15 protein-coding genes are annotated in these 20,513 nt (G+C 67.8%); 4 read left to right on the forward strand and 11 right to left on the reverse strand.

Annotation, left to right across the window (positions count from 1 at the left end):
* The 4 genes from F1193_RS15310 to F1193_RS15325 all read left to right on the forward strand — a co-directional run.
* Window positions 1-297, forward strand: a 297-nt coding sequence (locus F1193_RS15310) for a nucleotidyltransferase family protein (RefSeq protein ID WP_210247386.1), incomplete at its 5' end; no start/stop codon positions are given.
* On the forward strand, window positions 287-643 hold the full coding sequence (locus tag F1193_RS15315) for a HepT-like ribonuclease domain-containing protein (protein WP_150098670.1): 357 nt from the start codon (window positions 287-289) through the stop codon (window positions 641-643). The genes F1193_RS15310 and F1193_RS15315, both read left to right, overlap by 11 nt.
* A gap of 150 nt (window positions 644-793) precedes the next feature.
* Window positions 794-4,288 carry an indolepyruvate ferredoxin oxidoreductase family protein gene (locus F1193_RS15320; protein WP_246164466.1) on the forward strand — a complete coding sequence of 1,165 codons (3,495 nt, stop codon included), beginning with the start codon at window positions 794-796 and terminating at the stop codon, window positions 4,286-4,288.
* Window positions 4,289-4,416: 128 nt separating this feature from the next.
* The gene (locus tag F1193_RS15325; RefSeq protein ID WP_150098672.1) at window positions 4,417-4,824 is read left to right on the forward strand and encodes a PilZ domain-containing protein; all 408 of its coding nucleotides are present in this window, start codon (window positions 4,417-4,419) and stop codon (window positions 4,822-4,824) included.
* A 481-nt stretch (window positions 4,825-5,305) separates the two neighbouring features.
* Here F1193_RS15325 and F1193_RS15330 read toward each other — a convergent pair whose 3' ends face one another.
* From F1193_RS15330 to F1193_RS15380, 11 genes are all read right to left on the reverse strand, one after another.
* The gene (locus F1193_RS15330) at window positions 5,306-6,742 is read right to left on the reverse strand and encodes a homospermidine synthase (protein ID WP_150098673.1); all 1,437 of its coding nucleotides are present in this window, start codon (window positions 6,740-6,742) and stop codon (window positions 5,306-5,308) included.
* Between the two features lie 126 nt (window positions 6,743-6,868).
* Window positions 6,869-7,489, reverse strand: coding sequence for a GNAT family N-acetyltransferase (locus F1193_RS15335; RefSeq protein WP_150098674.1), 621 nt, complete (start codon window positions 7,487-7,489; stop codon window positions 6,869-6,871).
* A 238-nt stretch (window positions 7,490-7,727) separates the two neighbouring features.
* Complete coding sequence (locus F1193_RS15340) at window positions 7,728-8,858, reverse strand: type III PLP-dependent enzyme (protein WP_150098675.1); 1,131 nt, start codon at window positions 8,856-8,858, stop codon at window positions 7,728-7,730.
* Between the two features lie 930 nt (window positions 8,859-9,788).
* On the reverse strand, window positions 9,789-10,850 hold the full coding sequence (hemH, locus tag F1193_RS15345; RefSeq protein ID WP_150098676.1) for a ferrochelatase: 1,062 nt from the start codon (window positions 10,848-10,850) through the stop codon (window positions 9,789-9,791).
* Between the two features lie 145 nt (window positions 10,851-10,995).
* Window positions 10,996-12,234 carry a phenylacetate--CoA ligase family protein gene (locus F1193_RS15350; RefSeq protein WP_150098677.1) on the reverse strand — a complete coding sequence of 413 codons (1,239 nt, stop codon included), beginning with the start codon at window positions 12,232-12,234 and terminating at the stop codon, window positions 10,996-10,998.
* 339 nt (window positions 12,235-12,573) lie between these two features.
* Window positions 12,574-13,413: an ABC transporter ATP-binding protein gene (locus tag F1193_RS15355; protein ID WP_150098678.1), complete on the reverse strand. Its 840-nt coding sequence runs from the start codon at window positions 13,411-13,413 to the stop codon at window positions 12,574-12,576.
* A 554-nt stretch (window positions 13,414-13,967) separates the two neighbouring features.
* Window positions 13,968-15,296 (reverse strand): ABC transporter substrate-binding protein, encoded by a 1,329-nt coding sequence (locus F1193_RS15360; protein WP_150098679.1) that lies wholly within the window; start codon window positions 15,294-15,296, stop codon window positions 13,968-13,970.
* Window positions 15,297-15,355: 59 nt separating this feature from the next.
* Complete coding sequence (locus tag F1193_RS15365) at window positions 15,356-16,432, reverse strand: branched-chain amino acid ABC transporter permease (protein ID WP_150098680.1); 1,077 nt, start codon at window positions 16,430-16,432, stop codon at window positions 15,356-15,358.
* Window positions 16,433-16,541: 109 nt separating this feature from the next.
* Complete coding sequence (locus tag F1193_RS15370; RefSeq protein ID WP_150098686.1) at window positions 16,542-17,456, reverse strand: branched-chain amino acid ABC transporter permease; 915 nt, start codon at window positions 17,454-17,456, stop codon at window positions 16,542-16,544.
* Window positions 17,457-17,643: 187 nt separating this feature from the next.
* Complete coding sequence (locus F1193_RS15375) at window positions 17,644-18,444, reverse strand: ABC transporter ATP-binding protein (RefSeq protein ID WP_150098681.1); 801 nt, start codon at window positions 18,442-18,444, stop codon at window positions 17,644-17,646.
* Window positions 18,441-20,432: an AMP-binding protein gene (locus F1193_RS15380; RefSeq protein ID WP_425457249.1), complete on the reverse strand. Its 1,992-nt coding sequence runs from the start codon at window positions 20,430-20,432 to the stop codon at window positions 18,441-18,443. Before F1193_RS15380 ends, F1193_RS15375 begins: the two co-directional genes overlap by 4 nt.
* Window positions 20,433-20,513 lie beyond the last annotated feature (81 nt).

A 20,513-nucleotide genomic window follows, 5' to 3' on the forward strand; every position in this document is an offset into this window, starting at 1 on the left:
CCGCCCGACCGCGAGGCGATCCTCGCCACCTTGCGCGCCCATCGCCGCGAGCTTGAGGCGATGGGGGTGGTCGGGCTTGCGCTGTTCGGCTCGGTCGCCCGCGGCGAGGCCGGGCCGGGCTCGGACATCGATCTGGCGGTACGGTACGATTATGCCAAGAGTCCGGCCTGGGCGGGCGGCGGGATCGTCGAGTTCCTCGAAGATACGTTCGGACACCCGGTCCACCTCCTCTTCTACCCACCGCACCGCGAGGAGCTGAGGCGCAGGATCGACCGCGAGCGGGTGGATGTCTTCTAGCTTTCCCAGGGCGCGTTTCGCCGACATCATCGACAACGCCGAGGCCATCGAATTCTATCTGCGCGGGATCGACCGGGCTGCGTTCGCGCGGGATCGCATGCGGAAGGACGCGGTCGAACGCTGCCTGGAGCGGATCAGCGAGGCCGCCCGCCGGATCGGCCCGCTTGCCGCGGAGCTGTTTCCGGATGTCGATTGGAGCGCCGTGCGCGGGTTCGGCAACATCGCCCGGCACGAATACGAGCGAGTTTCCGCCGACGTGATCTGGCGGATCGCGACGCTCGAACTGCCGCCGGTAACCGACGCGGCGCGACGTGCCCTCAGCCTGCTGCCCGACGATCCGACTTAGATTCGTGCCAGCGACATGCCGCGACCAATCGTCCGACTGGAATTGACAGCGCCGGCATATATGTCAGCCTTGTTGCCATAAATCGTTCCGGATCAACCGGGCGGCGCGGGCGTTGGACAATCACGTTCCGCAATGGCACGGGAGACCTCGATGTCGACCAGGCGTGCTGTGGCATCGCTGGACGAGCGATACGAGCTTTCGCCCGAGCGGGTGGCCCAGGACCGGGTGCTGCTCTCCGGCACCCAGGCGCTGGTGCGCCTCACGCTGATGCAGAAGGCGCGCGACCAGCGCGCCGGGCTCAACACCGCGGGGTTCGTCACCGGCTATCGCGGCTCGCCGCTCGGCGGCCTCGACCAGCAGTTCCTGCGCGCCAGGCGCCTGCTTGAAGCGAGCGACATCCGCTTCCAGTCCGGCCTCAACGAGGATCTCGCCGCCACGTCGCTGTGGGGCAGCCAGCAGGCCGAGCTGCGCGGGGAAGGGCGCTTCGACGGCGTGTTCGGCATCTGGTACGGCAAGGGGCCGGGCGTCGACCGCACCGGCGACGTGTTCCGCCACGCCAATTTCGCCGGCACCTCGAAGCATGGCGGCGTGCTGGCGCTGATGGGCGACGACCACACCTGCGAATCCTCCACCACCGCCCACCAGTCCGAGTTCCATTTCGTCGATGTGATGATCCCCATCCTCAACCCCGCCGGGGTGCAGGAGATCCTCGACTATGGCCTCTACGGCTTTGCGCTGAGCCGCTTCGCCGGCACCTGGGTGGCGCTGAAGGGGCTGAAGGACACCATCGAATCGACCGCGGTGGTGGACGGCCGGCTGGAGCGCATCGGCATCGCCACGCCCCAGGGCGTGCGCCTGCCCGAGGGCGGGCTCAACATCCGCCTCAGCGACACGCCGCTCGCCCAGGAGGCGCGGCTGCAGGAATTCAAGCGCGACGCCATCCTGGCGTTCGTGCGGGCGAACCGGCTCAACCGCTGGATCACCTCCGGCGGGCGCAGCCCGAAAATCGGCATCGCCACGCTGGGCAAGAGCTATCTCGATGTCAGGCTGGCGCTCGACGAACTCGGCATCGACGAGGTGCGCGCCAACGATCTCGGCATTCGCCTGTTCAAGATCGCCTGTCCGTGGCCGCTGGCGAAGCTGGAGCTGATGGAGTTCGCCCACGACCTCGACCTGATCATGGTGGTCGAGGAGAAGCGCTCGCTGGTCGAGGTGCAGGTGCGCGAGGAGCTTTACGGCACCGCCCACCAGCCCATCGTCATCGGCAAGAAGGACGAGCACGGCGACTGGCTGTTTCCCATCAAGGGCGCGCTGGAGCCGACCGACATCGCGGTGGCCATCGGCCGGCGGCTGCTGGCCTATGTCGGCGACGAGGACCTTGTGGCGCGCGTCTCTCAGCTTGAGGAGGCGCAGCGCGCGATGGCGCAGGCCGCCGACGTGGCGGTGCGCACGCCCTATTTCTGCTCGGGCTGCCCGCACAACACCTCGACCAAGGTGCCCGAGGGCATGCGCGCCTATGCCGGCATCGGCTGCCACTACATGGTCCAGTGGATGGACCGCGCGACGCAGGGTTTCACCCAGATGGGCGGGGAGGGCGCCAACTGGATCGGCGAGGCGCCGTTCTCCAAGCGCCGCCACGTGTTCCAGAATCTCGGCGACGGCACCTTCAACCATTCCGGCTCGCTCGCCATTCGCGCTTCCCTCGCCGCCGGGGTCAACGTCACCTACAAGATCCTGTTCAACGACGCCGTGGCGATGACCGGCGGCCAGCGTCACGAGGGCGGGCTCACCGCGTCCAGGATCGCCCGTCTGGTGGCGGCGGAAGGCGTGAGCCGCATCGCGGTGGTGTCGAACGAGCCGTGGAAATACGGCCGCAACGAGGGCTGGCCGGATGGCGCGACGCTGCATCCGCGCAGTGCCTTCGAGGAGGTGCAGCGCGAGCTTGCGACATATGACGGCGTCACCGTGCTGATCTACGACCAGACCTGCGCCGCCGAGAAGCGCCGCCGCAGGAAGCGCGGCGAGTTCCCCGATCCCGACGTGCGGATGATGATCAACGACCTCGTCTGCGAGGGCTGCGGCGATTGCGGCGTCAAGTCGAACTGCGTCTCGATCCAGCCGCTCGAGACCGAATTCGGCCGCAAGCGCCGGATCGACCAGTCGAGCTGCAACAAGGATTTCTCCTGCATCAACGGCTTCTGCCCGTCCTTCGTCACCGTGCGCGGCGCGAAGCTGAAGGCCCGCCCGCGCGCGGCCGGCGCAAGCGAACCGCTGCCCGATCTGCCCGAGCCGGCGGCGGCTCCGATTCAGGGCACCTTCAACGTGCTGGTCTGCGGCATCGGCGGCACCGGCATCGTCACCATCGCCCAGGTGCTGGGCATGGCGGCGCATCTCGACGGCAAGGCGTGCGGCATCATCGACATGGCGGGCCTTGCCCAGAAGGGCGGGGCGGTGTTCAGCCATCTGCGCCTTGCCGAGACGCCGGCCGACATCCACGCCATCCGCATCGGCGCGCGCAGCGCCGACCTGGTGCTGGCCGGCGACCTGGTGGTGGCCGGCGGCCGCAAGGTGCTGGCGGCGATGCAGCCGGGGCGCACACGCGTCGTCGTCAACACCCACGAGATGCTGCCCGGCGACTTCACCCGCAATGCCGATTTCGCGCTGCCGTCGGCGCGGCTGAAGCGGGCGCTCGCCGCCGCCGCCGGGCCGGAGGCGATCCAGCTCCTTGACGCCTCATCCATTGCCGAGGCGCTGTTCGGCATCTCGGTCGGCGCCAACATCTTCCTGGTCGGCGTGGCGTTTCAGCAAGGCGCGATCCCGCTGTCGGCCGCGGCGATCGAGCGGGCGGTCGAGCTCAATGGCGAGGCGGTCGAGATGAATGTCGCGGCCTTTCGCTGGGGCCGCCGCGCGGCGCACGATCCGGACGCGATGGCCGAGCTGCTGAAGCCCGCAGCCCCCTCCGGCGCGCACCGGCTCTCGGCCTCGCTCGACGAGACGATCGCGCGCCGCGTGGAATTTCTCACCGCCTACCAGAACGCCGGCTATGCCGCGCGCTACCAAGCGCTGGTGGCGCGGGTGCGCGAGGCGGAAGCGGCGCGGGTGGGCGGCGCCAGCCGGCTTGCCGAGACGGTGGCGCGCAACGCTTTCAAGCTGATGGCCTACAAGGACGAATACGAGGTGGCGCGGCTGTTTGCCGATGGCGGTTTCGCCGCCCGGGTGGCCGAGCAGTTCGAGGGCCGGGTGCGGCTCGACTTCCACCTCGCCCCATCCTTCCTGGCGCGGCACGACCCCATCACCGGCGAGCCCAGGAAGATGACCTTCGGCCCGTGGCTGATGGTCGTCTTCAAGCTGCTCAAGCGGATGAAGGGCCTGCGCGGCACGCCGTTCGATCCGTTCGGCTGGACCGAGGAGCGGCGCATCGAGCGCCAGCTGATCGAGGACTATTTCGTGCTGATGGACGAGGTCATCGAGCGCCTTGCGCCAGAGACGCACGCGCTCGCGGTCGGCCTCGCCGCCATCCCCGACAAGATCCGCGGCTACGGCCCGGTGAAGGCGCGCCACCTGGCGAGCGCCAAGGCGGAGGAGGCGGTGCTGCTGGCCCGGCTTCGTTCCGGCGCGCCGCTGCTGCGCGAGGCGGCGGAGTGATATGGATGCCGGCTGATCCGGCGTTCGGTTAATGCGCGCTTCACCAAACGCGAAAAAACATCCCATCAGGTCAAGCGATCACGGTTCATTTCCGTTGCGTTACGCTTGCGACCGACTCCTATTGGCTTATGGCCGAGGTCACGTTTCCGGCATCCCGAAGGGATCAACCGGAAACCGTACCAGTCAATGCCGGGGGGCAAATGGGGACGAACAGGCGCACGGCGATCCGGCGGGATCTGCGCTATCCGGCCGATCTGATTGCGGGCGACACCCGCTCGCGCTGCACGGTCAGCGATGTCTCGGCCGGCGGGGCGAGCATCGAAACCGCCGCGGCGCCCTCGCTTCCGGACGAGGTCATCATCTGCTTCTCGGTCACCGGACCGCTCTGCCGCGTGGGGCGGGTGATCTGGCGGCGGGAGAGCCGCGTCGGTTTGGAGTGGGTTCGCCGGATCAGCAAGGAGACCTGCGGCGAGCAGCAATGCCCGGTCAAATGCCGGGAACCCGAGGCCGGGGAGGTGACCCTGGTCGACGCCTGACCGCGCGCCACCTCCACAGACCTGCATCATGCGGTTTCCCGGCTTGATCAGCCGGAGAACCGTCTCAGTCTGCCACCGGAGACCCGACCCGCCGACGACGCGCGCCGGGGCGCCCCCCACCCCCGACCCCTCCCCACCGCTCGCGAAGCTCGCGGGGGGAGGGGAGAAAGGGGCGTGTCTTCTCCCCTCCCCCATGAACGCAGTGAATGGTGGGGAGGGGTCGGGGGTGGGGGGCCTCAAAGGGCGGGCGGCGAGGCTGGAAGCCAGAAATTGGCCGGGAAACCGTCTCAGTCTGCCACCGGAAACCCGATCCGCCGGAGATGAAAGCGCCTCGCCGCCGGGAGCCGTTGGGGTGGGGTTGGCCCGGACACGTTCTATTTAGAGCGTGATCCGATCTGACTGCATCAGATCGGACGCTCTAAGTTTCTGGTTTGTCGCATTTTCTTTCGCACAACCGGTATCCACTTGTGCGGAAAATGCTCTAGTCCCGCACCAGCACGTTGCGGAACTGCCAGGGGTCGGCGGTGTCGATGTCCTCCGGGAACAGGCCGGGCCGGCCATTGAGCGGCGTCCAGTCGGTATAGGCGCCGATCACCGGGCCGAGATAGGGCATCTGCACCTCCAGGCAGCGGCGGTAGTCGAGGTCGTCGGCCTCGACAATGCCGGCCTTGGGGTTCTCGATCGCCCACACCATGCCGGCGAGCACGGCGGACGACACCTGCAGCCCGGTGGCGTTCTGGTAGGGCGCGATGCGCCGCGTCTCCTCGATCGAGAGCTGCGAGCCGAACCAATAGGCGTTCTTGCCGTGGCCGTAGAGCAGCACGCCCAGCTCGTCGATGCCGTCGACGATCTCCGTCTCGTCCAAAATCAGCCAGTCCGACTGGCGCTTGCCGGCCGCGCCGAACATCTCGTGCAGCGACAGCACCGCGTCGTTGCAGGGGTGATAGGCGTAGTGGCAGGTCGGCCGGTAGAGCGCCTTGCCCGCTTCGTCGCGCACGGTGAGGAAGTCGGCGATCGAGATCGATTCATTGTGGGTGACCAGGAAGCCGTACTGCGCCTGGGCGGTCGGCGTCCACGAGCGCACGCGGGTGTTGGCGCCGGGCTGCAGGAGATAGATCGCCGCGCCGCAGCCGACATCGTGGGTGCGGGCATTGTCCGGCATCCAGCGCTCAAACGTGCCCCAGCCGAGCTCGGCCGGCTGCAGGCCCTCCGACACGAATCCCTCGACCGACCAGGTGTTGACGAACACGTCGAACGGCTTGGGGAAATTGGCGCGCTGGGTGTCGCGCTCGGCGATGTGGATGCCCTTGACGCCGAGATCCATCGCGAGCTTCGCCCACGCCTCGCGGGTCGTGGGCTCGTCGCGCTTGAGGCCGAGGTCGGCGGCGAGATTGACCAGCGCCTGCTTGACGAACCACGACACCATGCCGGGATTGGCGCCGCAGCACGACACCGCGGTGGTGCCGCCGGGGTTCTTGCGCCGCGCCGCCAGCACGGTCTCGCGCAAAGCGTAGTTGGAGCGCGCCTCCGGCTTCACGGTGGGGTCGAAATAGAAGCCGGCCCACGGCTCGACCACGGTGTCGATGTAGAGCGCGCCGACCTCGCGGCACATCTCCATGATGTCGAGCGAGGAGGTGTCGACCGAGAGGTTGACGCAGAAGCCCTGTCCCGGCCCGGCGGTCAGCAGCGGCACCAGCAGGTCGCGGTAATTGTCGCGCGTCACCGCCTGATGGATGAAGCGCACGCCGCGCTCGTCGAGCAGCTTGCGGTCGTCGTCGCGCGGGTCGATGACCACGAGCTTCGAGCGGTCGAACTCGAAATGGCGTTCGATCAGGGGCAGGGTGCCCCGGCCGATCGAGCCGAAGCCGATCATCACGATCGGGCCATCGATGCGGTGATAAACCGGCCAGTCGGTCATGGCGTTGGTCTCCAAACGACGTCACGGGGAGTCACAACCCGCGCCTTCGCGCAGGCGGGCGAAGAGGCGGCCTCCGGCATCCCGAAGGGATCAACCGGAAGCCGCATGTGGCAGGACTGCCGGGCGCTATGAGGCACGCCGCGCCGGCATCGTCAACGCAGGACGGTGCGGAACGCGGGCAAACGCGGCCTTGGCACCGCTGGCCCGCAGGCAGCCCCGGGCGCCGTCGAGCGCACCGGGCTTGAGTTCCAGGCCGAGAAAGCGGGCACGATCGACCGGCCCCGGCAGGTCGAGCGCCTCGGTGAGCTGAGGCGAGAAGCCGAAGCGGGCGTAATAGGGCGCGTCGCCCACCAGGATCACCGCGCCATGGCCGCGGGCGACGGCGCGCGCCAGCGCCTCGCGCAGCAGGGCTGCGCCCACGCCGCAGCCCTGCCACCACGGATCGACCGCCAGCGGCCCCAGCATCAGCGCCGGCACGCCGGACGCCTGAACATTCCACAGCCGCACCGTGCCGATGACGCGGCCGAGCGCATCGCGCGCCACCAGCGCCAGGCCATCCGCCGGCAGCCGGCCGGCGCGCAGCCGCTCGCAGGTCTTCCGGCGGCGCTCCGGCCCCATGGCGCGGTCGAGCAGGCGCTCGCGCGCCTTTTCGTCGGCGGGGCGCTCGCTGTCGATCACGAAGCCGGCGGCGGCGCCGGTGGCGACAGGCTGGTCGGCGACGAGTTGGTTGGTGACAAGCTGGTTCATCGGCCGGTCCTCCATGAGGAGACAGGCCCTCGCACCCGCATTGCGGGCCGTCCGGGAAGGAAGGGGTGAGACTTGGGGGCTCTTCACCTCTCCCCTTGTGGGAGAGGTCGGCGAGCGCGCTTGCGCGAGCCGGGTGAGGGGGTCTTGCTCTCGTAACCCCTCACCCGCCTCGCGACCTTCGATCGCTCGGCACCCTCTCCCACAAGGGGAGAGGGAAGAGGCGGCAACCGTCGCGATCTCAGATCACGTACGAGGCCAGCGGCGCGAAGCCGTTGAAGCCCACCGTCGAGTACATCGTGGTGTACGCGCCGGTCGCCTCGATCAGCACCTCGTCGCCGATGGCCAGCGAGATCGGCAGCTCGTAGGGCGCCTTCTCGTACAGCACGTCGACCGAATCGCAGGTCGGCCCGGCGATCACGCACGGCGTCTTGGCGTCGCGGTCGTGCGGCGTCTTGATCGGGTAGCGGATCGCCTCGTCCATGGTCTCGGCGAGGCCGTGGAACTTGCCGATGTCGAGATAGACCCAGCGGGTCGGGTCGTCGTCCGACTTCTGCGAGATCAGCACCACCTCGGCCTTGATCACGCCGGCATTGCCGACCATGCCGCGGCCCGGCTCGATGATGGTCTCGGGCAAGCGGTTGCCGAAGTGCTTGGACAGCGCCCGGAAGATGGCGTTGCCGTAGGACTGCACCCGCGGCACGCGCTTGAGATACTTGGTCGGGAAGCCGCCGCCCATATTGACCATCGACAGATGGATGCCGCGCTCGGCCATGTCGCGGAAGATCGCCGCGGCCGAGCCCAGCGCCTGGTCCCACGCCTCGACATTGTTCTGCTGCGAGCCGACGTGGAACGACACGCCATAGGCGTGAAGGCCCAGCCGGTGCGCAAGCTCCAGCACGCGCGGCGCCATGGCCGGCGCGCAGCCGAACTTCTTCGACAGCGGCCATTCGGCGCCGGCGCCGTCGCACAGGATGCGGCAGAACACCTTCGAGCCCGGCGCGACGCGGGCGATCTTCTCGACCTCGGCCTCGCAGTCGACCGCGAACAGGCGCACGCCCAGCTCGAAGGCGCGCGCGATGTCGCGCTCCTTCTTGATGGTGTTGCCGTACGAGATGCGCTCGGGCGTGGCGCCGGCGGCGAGCACGGCCTCGATCTCGCCCACCGAGGCGGTGTCGAAGCACGAGCCGAGCTCGGCGAGCAGCTTCAGCACTTCCGGCGCCGGATTGGCCTTCACCGCGTAGAAGACGCGGGTGTCGGGCAGCGCGCGGGCGAAGCTGCGGTAGTTGTCGCGCACCACGTCGAGGTCGAGCACGAGGCACGGACCTTCGGGACGTCGGGCGGCAAGGAACTCGCGGATGCGGTCGGTCATGGGTCGGTCCTCCCAAGGCCAGATGAGCCCAGGACAGCGCGCAAAACCGCGGGCCGGCGCGATGGAGACGCCAAGACCCGCGACGCAACGCGCCGCCCGCAAAGCCAGCCTTGAGCTGGCGTTCACCGTGAGCCGTATCCGGCGCTGACGAGACGCCACGAGGGACGCGGAAGCCGCGTCCTTGGGACGTTCTCAGTCGCCTTTGCGAGAGTGGGAAGGCCCGCTCCACGCGCCCGGCAAGAGTAGTGCCTCTTCAGTAACCCCGGCCTATGGACGGCCGGCAGAGACCAAAAAAGCCCGCTACGTCGTTGCTTCAAGCCGCGTACCCCTGCGGAGAGCAGGGAATTGCTGGTTTCGCCTCCAGCTGCCGGTCGATAGACGGGGAAACCGAGAAGACACGGCGCCGGAGAGGCGCCTCTCGATTTTTGGTCCCCGGGCGGCTGTCCGGCCTCTTGTCCGGATGCCCACCGACCGGCACGCGGCCACAGGCACGTGCGAAATTGGGCAAGCGTGAGATAGGATGAATCGCCCCCCCATTCAAGGGCGTTTTTTCCGGATGCCGCGCAAGATTTCCGCTGTGGCCGCAAGAGCACAGGGTGCAGGCCGTTCCGCCGTCGTTCCGGGCGACGGCCGAAGCCGCGAGATCCGGAACCATTATCAGCGCTGTAGGGCGGAATAGCGAAGCGTATTCCGCCGGGCAGGCCGGCTGCGCGATGACCGTCAAATGGCGGAATACGCTTCGCTATTCCGCCCTACGCTCGCTTCACCTCGCCCGGGATGACAATGCCCAGGCTGTCGTCCCGGGCAAGCGGCGGGATGCTCGCATCCGCCGCGCGTCCCGGGACCGTGTTCCGGAAGGGGGGCTTTTCTTGCTGACGATCCCGGGTCTCGGCTTCGCCTCGCCCGGGATGACAGCGGCGGGGCGCCGCCTCAGATCCAGCCCTTGAGCTCGCGCTCGACGAGGTGGCGAATCACCCGTATGCCGCCCACGCCGTCATTGAGGCTCGGCAGATAGGCGAACTGCTCGCCGCCATGGTGCAGGAAGATCTCGCGGTTCTCGACGTCGAGCTCCTCCAGCGTCTCCAGGCAGTCGATGGCGAAGCTCGGCGCGACGATGGCGAGCTTCTTCACCCCGCGCTCGGCCAGCGCCTTCACCGTCTCGTCGGTATAGGGCTGCAGCCATTCCTCATTGCCGAACCGCGACTGGAAGCTGAACATCACCCGCTCGGTGTCGAAGCCCAGCGCCTCGCGGATCAGCCGCTTGGTCTTGGCGCAGTGGCAGTGATAGGGGTCGCCCTTCATCAGGTAGCTTTTCGGCACGCCGTGGAACGAGATCAGGATGATCTCGGGCTCGAAGGTAAGCTTGGCGAGCGACGCCTTCATGCCCTCGACCACGGCGTCGATATAGACCGGGTCGTCGTAATAGGGCGGCAGCACGCGGATGGAGGGCTGCCAGCGCATCTTCATCAGCGTCTTGAAGGCGCTGTCGCAGGCGGACGCGGTGGTGGCCGCCGAATACTGCGGATAGAGCGGCGCCAGCAGGATGCGGTCGCAGCCGGCCTCCTTCAGCGCCTTGAGGCGCTCGTCGACCGAAGGATGGCCGTAGCGCATCGCCCAGTCGACCACGATGCGGCCATCGACGCCCCCCAGCTCGGCGCCGAGCTTCTCGGCCTGCGAGCGGCTGATGGTCTTCAGCGGGCTCTCGTTGCGGTCGTTGTTCCAGATCGAGGCATAGGCCTTGCCCTTCACCGCCGGCCGGTGGGGCAGGATCATGGTGTTGAGCACCACCCACCAGTAGATGGGATTGACCTCGATCACCCGGCGGTCGGTGAGGAATTCCTTCAGATAGCGGCGCATCGCCCAGTAGCCGGTGCCTTCGGGCGTGCCGACATTCAGCAACAGGACTCCAATCCTGCCGAATTTGACGGGCGGGTGGTCGACCGGCAGGTGGGCGGAGGTGGCCATGTCGAACCGGCTGGGTTGCATATTCATGCGTCCGTATCCTTTCGCGCCACGACATAAGACTGCCGCAGCGCGACGTCGAGCAAGCGGGCTGTCTGCCAACGAAATTGTGACAGCAATTGCCCCCGTCCCAAAGTCTGAACCGATTCGGGGCCGTCCGGACATGCCGGCGCGGTCATGAGGCGATGGGGCGGGTGTCGAGGATCACCTTGCCGTCATTGGCCAGGGTTCCGGGCGCAACCAGCTCCACGGCGCCCTTGAGCTTGGTCACCGCCACGAGCGTCGCCCCCAGCGCGTCGGCCAGCGCCGCATCGCCGGCCGCAGCCTCCACCTTGAGCGTCATCACGTCCTGCTCGCCCGCGCGCCCGATGACGAGCTGCAGCCGGCCGATGTCGCGGTGGCGCTTGGCCACCTCGGCGATCTGCGCCGGGGTGACGAACATGCCCTTGACCTTGGTCGACTGCTCGGCGCGGCCCATCCAGCCCTTGATGCGCCGGTTGGTGCGCCCGCACGGCGAGGTGCCGGACAGGATCGCCGAGAGATCCCCGAGCGAGAAGCGAATCAGCGGCCGGTGGATGTCGAGCGAGGTCACCAGCACCTCGCCGACCTCGCCATCGGCCACCGGCTCGCCGGTGCCGGGGCGCACGATCTCCAGCACCACGTCCTCATTGACCACCATGCCGGCGCGGGCCGGCGTCTCGTAGGCGATGCAGCCGAGATCGGCGGAGGCATAGAGCTGGTAGGCGGCGATGCCGCGCGCCGAAATCTCGGCCTGCAGCGACGGCGGAAACGCCGCGCCGGACACCAGCGCCTTGGTCAGCGACGGCGCGATGCCCTTCGCCGCGGCGGCATCGAGCAGGATCTTGAGGAAATCCGGCGTGCCGCAATAGGCCACCGGGCGGAACGCCGCCATCACCTGAAGCTGCTGCTCGGTGTTGCCGGGGCCGGCCGGAATGACCGGGCAGCCGATCGCGCGCGCCGCCTGGTCGAGCATCAGCCCGCCGGGGGTGAGGTGGTAGGAGAAGGTGTTCAGCACCACGTCGCCGGGGCGGAAGCCGGCGGCATAGAGGCTGCGCGCCACGTTCCACGGGTCGGGATGGGCCGGCTCGGGCTCGAAGATCGGCCCCGGCGAGGCGAACAGCCGGCCGAACGCCGCGAGCCGCTCGGCGACCAGCCCGCCGAACGGCGGCTCCGCTGCCTGCCGCTCAGGCAGTGACGATTTATAGAGCACCGGCAGCTTGGCGAGCGCGGCGCGGCTGGTCACCGCGCGCGGGTCGATGCCGTCGAGATGCCGCGCCCAGCCCGGCGCCGTCATCGCCTTGGCGATCACCGCCGGCAGCCGGGCGGCGAGGTCGGCCTCGCGCGCCTCGGGCGACCGCGTCTCCAGCGCGTCGAAATGGTCGGCCTCGCTCATCGCTCCCTCCCCCCGCTGCGTGGCTGCATTGAAATATAGGCGCGCCGGGCCGTCCAGGCAGGGCCGGAGGGAACCGGATGGCCCGTCGCCGCCGCGGCCTTCGGGCGCGGCTCGGGGCGCGGCACTTTCTTCCCTCTCCCCTTGCGGGAGAGGGTGGCGAGACCGAGCGCATGCGAGGTCGAGCCGGGTGAGGGGTGCGTGGGGACGTCCGACTAAGAATCCACCCCTCACCCGCCTCGCGATCTGACGATCGCTCGCCACCCTCTCCCGCAAGGGGAGAGGGAAGGGCGTGCGAATCCCGGCCGGCAGATGTTCCGATGCTGTCACCCGGAATCCGCGTCACGCCAGCCAGCGCTTGCGGCGCTTGTAGTGCTTGCCTTCGCGGAACGACTTCTGCTTGCCCTGGGCGATGCCGAGATAGAATTCCTTGACATCCTCATTGTCGCGCAGTGCCTGCGCCGCGCCGTCCATCACCACCCGGCCGTTCTCCAGGATGTAGCCATAGGTGGCGTATTTCAGCGCCATGAAGGTATTCTGCTCGGCGAGCAGGAACGACACGTTCTCCTGGGCATTGAGAATCTTCACGATCTCGAAGATCTCCTCGACGATCTGCGGCGCCAGCCCCATCGACGGCTCGTCCAGCAGGATCATCTTGGGGCGCGCCATCATCGCCCGGCCGATCGCCACCATCTGCTGCTCGCCGCCCGAGGTGTAGCCGGCCTGCGAGCTGCGCCGTTCCTTCAGCCGCGGGAAATAGGCGTAGACGCGCTCGAGGTCGGCCTTGATCGCCCGCTGGCCGTCGCGGCGGGTGAAGGCGCCGGTGAGAAGATTCTCCTCCACCGTGAGGTGGCCGAAGCACTGGCGGCCCTCCATCACCTGGATGCAGCCGCGCCGCACCAGCAGATTGGGCGACAGCGCCTTGACCTCCTCGCCCTCGAACAGGATCGAGCCCTTGGTCACCTCGCCGCGCTCGGCGTGCAGCAGATTGGAGATCGCCTTCAGCGTGGTGGTCTTGCCGGCGCCGTTGCCGCCGAGCAGCGCCACGATGCCGCCGCGCGGCACCTCCAGCGACACGCCCTTCAGCACCAGGATGACGTGATCGTAGATCACCTCGATATTGGTCACGACCAGGATCTTGTCCGGGGCGGCCTGGGGCTGGATCGTCTCGGCGGCGGTCATGGCTGGTGTCTCCGATGCAGTCTCGTCGTTGCGTCTTGTCGTCCGGTGTCGTGGTTGCCGTTGCCGGCTCGTCGTTGCCGTCTGGCTGCTGCCGGTCTGTCGTCCCGGGCAAGCGGCTTCAGCCGCGCGACCCGGGACCGTTCGCAGGAAGAGAACGTCTTCGGCCTGAAGACGATCCCGGGTCTTCGCTTCGCTCCGCCCGGGATGACGGGGCCCAGGCTGTCGTCCCGGGCAAGGGCCGCAGGCCCGCGACCCGGGACCGTCCTCAGAAAGGGGCCCGCGTTCGGAACACGATCCCGGGTCTCGCTGACGCTCGCCCGGGATGACGAAATCCGCAGTCTCGTAGGGCGCAATCGCGAAACGTATTGCGCCGGTCCGGGCGGTGGCGGAATACGCTTCGCTATTCCACCCTACTGGCAGCGCTCCGCGCGTGCGGCGAAGGCGGGTGAGGGGCAAGCCTTGGGGCTGGGCAACAGGATCAGGTTGCCCCTCACCCTGGACGCACCGCGGCCTCACCCTGCAGGGATGGGCGATCGCCGCGGCGCGCTTCGGGATCAGCTACGTCCGTCGCAGGCTTCGGTCCGCTTCGGCCAGCCGGCATTCTTCTCGGCATAGTCCTTGGCGGCGGACTCGATCATCGGGCGCACCAGGTCCTTCATCGGCTCGATATAGTCCGAGCCGCGCACGAACTTGCTGCCGTCCCACTGGGCGATGAACACGCGGTTGTGGCCCGAATGGTCGTCGCACGAAATGTTCACCGGGGCGGCGAAGCCCTCGAAGCCCATCTCCTTCCAGCGGTCATCGGAAATGTTCATCGACTCCAGGCCGCGCCGCACGTCCTCGCCGGTGACCACCTTCTTGCCGGTGACCTGCTGGGCGGTGCGGATGGCCTCGGCGATCAGCGCCGAATTGTAGACGCCGCGCGAATAGAGGTTCTCGCCGACCTTGGCGCGGTCGCCGACCGCGAGATTGCGGTCATAGACGTACTTCAGGATGTCCTGCATCGCCGGATAGCTGGTGCCGGCGCCGTGGAAGCTGAGCGTGCGGTAGCCCTTGGCGTCCGCCCCGCCGGCCCGCGCGTCGTCGTCGCCGCCGGCCCACCACACGCCGACCAGCTTGTCGATCGGGAAGTTGGTGCGCACCGCCTCCTTGACCGCGGTGGGGTTCATCGCGCCCCAGCCCTGATTATAGATCCAGTCGACGCGGTCGCGGCGGATGGCGAGCCAGGTCGAGGCCTGGTCCTGCATCGACTGCGCCGGCACCGGATAGAGCTTGAGGTTGAAGCCGTAGCGTTTGGCCAACTCCTCCATCACCGGGATCGGCTCGCGGCCGAACGGCGCGTCGAGATGGACGAGGCCGATGGTCTTGCCCTTCAGCTTGTCGACGCCGCCCTCCTTCTCGGCGACGAAGCGCACGAACACCGAGGCGCCGTCCCAATAGGTCAGCGGCGGATTGAAGGTCCACGGGAACACCCGCCCGTCCGCCGCCGCCGACAGACCGTAGGCCATCGTCAGAAGCGGGATCTTGTCGACCGAGGCGCGCGGGATGAGTTGCAGCGTCAGGCCGGTGGAGTAGGGATTGTGGACGACCGGGTTCTTGCCCTTGGTCGACTCGTAGCATTCGACACCCTTCTTGGTGTCGTAGCCGGTCTCGCACTCCTCGATGATGAGCTTGACGCCGCCGATGCCGCCGTCGCGCTGGTTCAGCATCTCCAGATAGTCGCGCATGCCGTTGGCGATCGGCGTGCCGGAGCCGGCGAAATTGCCGGTGCGATAGGTGAGGAGCGGCACATAGATGCCCTCCTCGGCCGTCGCCGGCGGCGCGCCCGCGGCGAGCACGACGGCGAGCGCCGTGCCGAAGATCCATCCTGTCGGTGTCCTCATGTGGTTCTCCCAGGTTTCGGCGGCGTCATTCGCGCTGCCGATTATGCTTGCTTGCGGTCTCAGTAAGGGAACGGCCAGACCCGAAGCTTCTGCTTGCCGATCTGCCACAGGCGGGCGAGGCCGTGCGGCTCGACGATCAGGAAGGCGATGATCAGGGCGCCGATGGCGAAGTGCGTCAGGTGCTCGACGCTGGCGCTGCCGATGTGAATGCCGACCATCGGCAGGCCGAACTTCAGCAGCGTCGGGAAGCTGGAGATGAAGGCGGCGCCGAAGAACGAGCCGATGAGGCTGCCCAGCCCGCCGATGATCACCATAAATAAGATGTTGAACGACTGGTTGATGTTGAAGGCATCGGCCGCCTCGCCGCCGCCGTACCACAGGAACATCATCACCGCGCCGGCGACGCCGCAATAGAAGGACGACACCGCAAACGCCAGGAGCTTGGTGTTCAGGAGCCGGATGCCGATCAGCTCGGCGGCGATGTCCATGTCGCGCACCGCCATCCACTGCCGGCCGACGCGCCCGTGCACGATGTTCGAGGCGACCCAGGTCATCGCCACCACGATGGCGAGGATGACGTAGTAGCGCACCATTGGCGTGGCATTGGCGCCGGTGACGTCGATGCCCATCAGCGTGCGCACCGGCACCTCGATGGCGCCCGAGGCGTTGTTGTTGTAGAGCCACGGGATGCGCACGAAGCACCACTGCAGGAAGAACTGCGCGGCCAGCGTCGCCACTGCCAGATAGAAGCCCTTGATGCGCAGGCTGGGCAGGCCGAAGATCACGCCGATGGCGGCCGAGAAGAAGCCCGCCGCCAGGATGTGCGCCACGATCGGCACGTCGGGGAAGATGGTGGTGAGCTTGTAGCAGGCATACGCCCCCACCCCCATGAAGGCGCCGGTGCCGAGCGAGATCAGCCCGGTATAGCCGGTGAGTATGTTGAGCCCGATGGCGGCAAGCGAGAACACCAAAAACGGGATCATCACCGAGCCGACGAAGAAGTCGCTGGCGGCGAGCGGCAGGGTGAACGCCACGAACAGGATCGCCGCCACGCCGATCCGGTCCTGCAGGATCGGAAAGATCGCCTGGTCGGCGTAGTAGGAGGTCTTGAACTGCCCTGCTTCGCGATAGAACACGCCTGCCTCCGTTCGGGCCTTGTCCATCCGCGCGGCGGATGGCGGCTCCGTGTTGTTGTCGTCTTGCGTCCGCCGGCTCCAAGCCGGCCGGTGCCAGAGCCGAGCCTGGCTAGATCCGCTCGATGATCTTCTCGCCGAACAGGCCCTGCGGCCGGAACAGCAGGAAGGTCAGCGCGATCATGTAGGCGAGCCACGCCTCGATGCCCTTGCCGAGCAGCGGCCCCCAGTAGAACTCGCCGACCTTCTCGCCGATGCCGATGATCAGCCCGCCGACGATGGCGCCGGGCACCGAGGTGAAGCCGCCAAGGATCAGCACCGGCAGCGCCTTGAGCGCGATGATCTGCAGCGCGAACGACACGTCCGAGCGGGCGCCCCACATGATGCCGGTGATCAGCGCCACCACGCCCGCTGTGAACCACACGATCACCCAGATCTGCTCCAGCGAGATGCCCACCGACAGCGCCGCCTTGTGGCTGTCGGCGACCGCGCGCAGCGCCCGGCCGATGCGGGTGTACTGGAAGAACGCCGACAGCACCGCGATCATCACGAAGGCGATCACCGCCGCGGCGATGTCGAGCTTCTGCAGGCTGACGAAGCCGCCGAACACCTTGAGGTCGATCGAGCCCCGCGGCAGGAACAGCTCCTCGGTGATCATCACCTTGGGACTGCCGCCGAAGATGAACTCGCCGAGCCCGATCAGCGCGTAGGTCAGGCCGATCGTCGCCATGAACAGGATGATGTCGGGCTGGTTGACCAGCGGCCGCAGCACCACCCGCTCCACCGCCACCGCCAGCGCGAACATCACCCCGAGGGTGAGCGCGAGCGCGATCCAGGCGTTGAAGCCGAACTCGTGCAAACCGACCAGCGTCAGCGCCGCGAACACCACCATGATGCCCTGGGCGAAGTTGAACACGCCCGACGCCTTGAAGATCAGCACGAAGCCGAGCGCGATCAGCGCATAGAGCATGCCGGCGACGAAGCCGTCCCACAGCGTCTGGATCAGCAGATCCGGCATGTCGGCCATCTGGACGAAGGGGTCGACCAGCACGGCATAGAGCGCGTCGCCGCGGGTCAGCGCCCCGGCCTGCACGGCGAGCGCGGTGACGACGGCGACCAGCGCAAATCCGATCAGCACCCACGCGCCGGTGCCGAGCTTCAGGTTGAACACGCCGCCCTGCGCGGAATCGAGGCTCGTCATGTCATCGACTCCATCAATGCGCCACGCCGAGATAGGCGTCGATCACCGCCTTGTCGGTCTTCACCTCGGCGGGCGTCCCGTCGGCAATCTTGCGGCCGTATTCGAGCACGACCACCCGGTCGGAGAGATCCATCACCACGCCGATATCGTGCTCGATCAGCGCGATGGTGGTGCCGAACTGGTTGTTGACGTCGAGGATGAAGCGGCTCATGTCCTCCTTCTCCTCCAAATTCATGCCGGCCATCGGCTCGTCGAGCAGCAGCAGCTCCGGCTCCATCGCCAGCGCGCGGCCAAGCTCGACGCGCTTCTGCAGGCCGTAGGGCAGCTTGCCCACCGGCGTCTTTCGGATGTGCTGGATCTGCAGGAAGTCGATGATCTCCTCGACCGCCTTGCGGTGGGCGACCTCCTCGTTCATCGCCGGGCCATGGCGCAGCAGTTGCCAGAAGAAGCCGCGCCGCATCTTCAGCGCCCGCCCGGTCATGATGTTGTCGAGCGTGGTCATGCCCTTGAACAGCGCGACGTTCTGGAAGGTGCGGGCGATGCCGCCGCGCGCCGCCTCGTAGGGCCGCATCTTCGGCCGCGTCACGCCCTTGAAGGTGATGCGGCCCTCGGTCGGGTGATAGAAGCCGTTGATGCAGTTGAGCATCGACGTCTTGCCCGCGCCATTGGGGCCGATGATCGCGCGGATCTCGCCCTTGCGGATGTCGAAGCTCACATCGGTCAGCGCGCGCACGCCGCCGAACCGCAGCGACACCGCCTCCACCGCCAGCAGCGTGTCGCCGGCGACGATGGCATCGGAGGAGGGCGCCCTCATGCCGCGTGCTCCATCATGCGCGCCGCCGCGGCCTCGGTCGTCGGCGGGTAGGTCTTCGAGTCGCGGATGGCGACGCGCGCCGAGATCGCGCCCTTGCGGCCGTCCTCGAACGTCACCTCGGTGGTGATGTCGCACACTTCGGCGCCGGCATAGAGCGCCTCGACCAGGGGCGCGTAGCGCTCGGCGATGAAGCCGCGGCGCACCTTCTGGGTACGGGTCAGCTCGCCGTCGTCGGCGTCGAGCTCCTTGTGCAGCACCAGGAAGCGCTGGATCTGGCCGCCGGCCATCATCGGCTCTTCGCTGAGCGAGCGGTTCACCTCGTCGACGTGCTCGGCGATCATGTCATAGACCAGCCGGTGGCCGGCGAGCTCCTGATAGGAGGCGTAGACGATGGCGTTGCGCTCGGCCCAGCTTCCCACCGCCACGAGGTCGATATTGACCATCACGGTGACGAAGTCGCGGTCCTGGCCGATCGCCACCGCCTCCTTGATGGTGGGATAGAATTTCAGCTTGTTCTCGATGTATTTCGGCGCGAACAGCGCGCCCGAGGCGAGCTTGCCGACATCCTTGGCGCGATCGATGATGCGCAGGTGGCCGGTGGCGTCCAGGAAGCCGGCATCGCCCGAGTGCACCCAGCCGTCCTCGGTCTTGGTCTCGGCGGTCTTGTCGGGCTCCTTGTAGTAGCCGAGGAACACGCCGGGCGAGCGGTAGAGCACTTCGCCCGACTCGGCGATCATGATCTCCACCTCGGGCGAGGGGCGGCCCACCGTCTCGGCGCGGATCTCGCCGTCGGGCTGGGCGGTGACGTAGACCGAGGCTTCGGTCTGGCCGTAGAGCTGCTTCAGATTGATGCCGAGCGAGCGGTAGAAGCGGAAGATCTCCGGGCCGATCGCCTCGCCCGCGGTATAGCCCACCTTGAGCCGCGTCATGCCGAGACGGTTCTTGAGCGGGCCGTAGACCAGGAACTCGCCGAGCCAGTAGAGCATGCGGGCGGAGGGCGGCACGCTCTCGCCGTTCAGCATCTTCTCGCCCCAGCGCCGGGCGTGGGCGATGAAGGCGTTGAACATCTTGCGCTTGAGGACGCCGGCATCCTCCATGCGCACCATGATCATCGTCAGCAGCGTCTCGAACACCCGCGGCGGCGCGAAGAAGAAGGTCGGCGCGATCTCACGCCGGTCGTCGGTGACCGTGGCCTCCGACTCCGGGCAATTGACGCAGAAGCCGGCGGTGAAGGACTGCGCGTAGGAGAAGATGTGGTCGCCGACCCAGGCCAGCGGCAGATACGCCACCACGTCCTCGGTCTCGTCGAGCCGGTCGAACGCATTGCCGTTGCGGGCCGAGCGGATGACGTTGTCGAACGACAGCATCACGCCCTTGGGCCTGCCGGTGGTGCCGGAGGTGTAGAGGATCACCGCGAGGTCGCGGCCGGTGCCGCGGCCGATCGCCTGCTCCCACGCCTCGCCGATGTCGGGCGCGCCCGCCAGCACGGCGCGTCCCTGCGCCTGCACGTCCTCGAAGGATTTGAGCCGCGCCGGATCGTAGTCGCGCAGGCCGCGCGGCTCGTCATAGATGGTGAGCGCCAGATTGGGCAGCCGGTCGGCGATGGAGAGCAGCTTGTCGACCTGCTCCTGGTCCTGCGCCATGGCGAAGCGTGCCTCGGCGTGCTCCAGCACATAGGCCATCTCGTCGGCGACCGAGTCGGCATAGACCGGCACCGGCACCGCGCCCAAAGCCTGGGCGGCGCACATCGCCCAATAGAGCCGCGGCCGGTTGCGGCCGACGATGGCGATCTTCTCGTGCTGGCGCAGTCCGAGCGCCTGAAGGCCGAGCGAGAACGCCCGGACTTCATCGAGTGCTTCGGCCCAGCTCCAGGTCTGCCAGATCCCGAGATCCTTCAGACGCATCGCTGGGCGGCCGCCGCGCGAAGCGGCGTTCTGCAGCAACAGCTTGGGAAAAGTGTCGGCAAAGCCGTTCGCAGCGGCGGCCACGATGCGTCGTCCTCCCGCAAGACCGGCGGATGCCAGCCATTGTTTCCTCTTGGCTCTCTTCGGAGCCTTGGCCCTTTCGTG

The organism is Blastochloris sulfoviridis, assembly GCF_008630065.1.
GTDB classification, from domain to species: domain Bacteria; phylum Pseudomonadota; class Alphaproteobacteria; order Rhizobiales; family Xanthobacteraceae; genus Blastochloris; species Blastochloris sulfoviridis.